The organism is Peptostreptococcus anaerobius VPI 4330 = DSM 2949 (genome assembly GCF_000381525.1).
GTDB lineage: Bacteria > Bacillota > Clostridia > Peptostreptococcales > Peptostreptococcaceae > Peptostreptococcus > Peptostreptococcus anaerobius.
Window position 1 is genome coordinate 1 of record NZ_KB906666.1, and the last position, 2,169, is coordinate 2,169.

Consider the following 2,169-nt stretch of genomic DNA (forward strand, 5'->3'; position numbering starts at 1 on the left):
CACAAAGGGTGTGCAGTAACACCCAATTATATAAACAAGCAGGAAATGCAATTGTTGTAGATGTATTAGAAAAAATATTTATGAGTTTATTTTTTTAGACTTTTAAAATACAAATTAAAATATAAATAAAGGAGAATTATATGGCATTTAAAAAACCGACAGTAAGAAAGACAATAACAGATATATCACAGGCAATGATATATATCCGTTCTACAAAGAAATTTGGAAAAACAACTCTTTTTAGAGATATTGTTTTAGAAAAATACAATGACCCTGGGTGTGGTTTATTGTTAGGTATAGGTAGTGAATATGGGTACGCATTGCTTGATGATTTAAATGTAACACAAATTGAAAGCTGGAAAGATTTAGAAGAATTAGTTGCGTGGTTAGCATCGAATGATGAAGATGCCAAAAAAATTAAAATGATTGGCTTAGATACTATAGATGAATTAATTCCACTAGCAGAACAAGAAATCTGTAGGCAGTGGGAAAGAAAGAAAAAGGAAAAGTGTGACACGATTAATGAGGCATACAATGGATTTGGGCGTGGACAGCAAAAGGCAACAGAACTTATAAAAAAGCTCACATCAAAGCTTAGAAGAATGAATATTGGTGTAATTGCAATAGCTCATACAAAATTACGAACAATAATCGACAAGGGGTCTGAAGGGACAGAAGGGTATCAAGTATTAACTTCTAATCTTGAAACAAGGTATGAGTCATTATTTGGAGACATATTTGATTTTGTACTTACAGGAAATATAGATAGGCAGATTAAAGATGGAGTGGCTATATCAGATGAAAGAAGGTTATATTTTAGAGGAAATACTAGAATAGATGCCGGTGGAAGATTTGCTGCTGGTTCTGTTCCAGAGTATATGGTATTTGAAAACGAGAATAATGCATCGGAGTTTATTAAGATTGTTGAAGAAGGTATGAGAAACTCTTTAAGGAATAAGAAAACAGACGAGGAGTACGAGCAGTACAAAAAGGAAGTTATGCAAGAGAAAATAGATGAATCTAAGAAAAATCTTTTAGAGGAAGAAGAAAAAAATAAGGATAACATTTATATAGATTTTGCACTTAACAAAGGAGAGGAATTTATAAGGAAAAATTATTCAAATGAGATATTTAAAGACAAAATAAAAGAATTTCTAGTTAAGAATGATGCAAAGAAAATACAAGAATTGCCTAGTGATGAACTAGTGTTGCTTATTAGATATGGAGTCGAAGAACTAGGGTTCTCTATGGATATTTAATAGATTGAGGAATTTATTCCTCTTTCTATTGGGGGGGTGAATATGGAAAAAGAGATTAGAAAAAAAATACTTAAAGAACTAGGAATAAAAAAAATAACAGATAAAGACTGGGATAGAGCATATACAAAGCTAACAAACGAATTGTCAGAAAACACAATCCTTGAAATGATTGACAAATATGCTTTTGATATAATGTTATTTATGCCAAAGTATATCAAGACCAACAGACAGAAGCTTGATTATTTGACAGATAGGCTGATAAGAGAGAGAGAAGATTTCTTTGAGAATAAATATCAGATAGATAGATTTACACCTAGTGAATTTAATTTTAGAGATGGTGAGCAGGTAGAGAAGAAAAAAACATTCTTAGATTACCTGGAGGAGTTATAGTGGAGGAGTTATAGTGAGAGAAAAATTAATAGATTTAAGAAAAAATGGTGATAGAGAGATTCCAAAAATAGATTCAATTTTTCCAAAAGATTTGATTGATAATTATCCAAATGAGGTTGTTTTGCTTTATAGCAGGGGTATGGAAAATAGACAAATAGGAAGAACATATTTTTTATTAAGAGAAGTTGTTGAAAAGAATGGAATTTATGCTACCAATGACAGAACGAGATTAAATTCTATAAAAAAATATTCCCAAAGCTTAGATTTTTATAAAGATGGAGAGTTTTATTTTGACAGGAGTAATACAACTATGTTGGTAAGTGGCTCCGTAATAGGGAAACGCTTTATGGGGAAAACTATATTTCTAGACTTAGATATATCTGTTTCTCAAATAGGGATGTTAAAAAGCTTCATATCTGATTTAAGGATTAGAGGGGCGATTGTGTCAGGAATTTGTAGAGTACAAGTTCCAGATTGTAGTGTTGTTTAAATGGAAAAATGTGACTAAAAAATATAGGAG

Annotated in this window: 3 protein-coding genes; all 3 read left to right on the plus strand. The window is 31.0% G+C overall.

Features of this window, described 5'->3' with window-relative positions; translation table 11 throughout:
* The first annotated feature begins 140 nt into the window (after positions 1 to 140).
* The 3 genes from F823_RS0110300 to F823_RS0110310 are packed head-to-tail and all read left to right on the plus strand — an operon-like array spanning position 141 to position 2,139.
* On the plus strand, positions 141 to 1,259 hold the full coding sequence (locus F823_RS0110300) for an AAA family ATPase (RefSeq protein ID WP_019595772.1): 1,119 nt from the start codon (positions 141 to 143) through the stop codon (positions 1,257 to 1,259).
* A gap of 42 nt (positions 1,260 to 1,301) precedes the next feature.
* Positions 1,302 to 1,649, plus strand: coding sequence for a hypothetical protein (locus F823_RS0110305; protein ID WP_019595773.1), 348 nt, complete (start codon positions 1,302 to 1,304; stop codon positions 1,647 to 1,649).
* Positions 1,650 to 1,662: 13 nt separating this feature from the next.
* A complete protein-coding gene (locus tag F823_RS0110310) occupies positions 1,663 to 2,139 on the plus strand; it encodes a hypothetical protein (RefSeq protein ID WP_019595774.1) in 477 nt (158 codons plus the stop codon).
* Positions 2,140 to 2,169 lie beyond the last annotated feature (30 nt).

Excerpts from the sequence above, each read along its gene's own strand:
- F823_RS0110300 (WP_019595772.1), top strand. The coding sequence starts at position 141 with ATGGCATTTAAAAAACCGACAGTAAGAAAGACAATAACAGATATATCA.
- F823_RS0110305 (WP_019595773.1), top strand. The coding sequence starts at position 1,302 with ATGGAAAAAGAGATTAGAAAAAAAATACTTAAAGAACTAGGAATAAAA.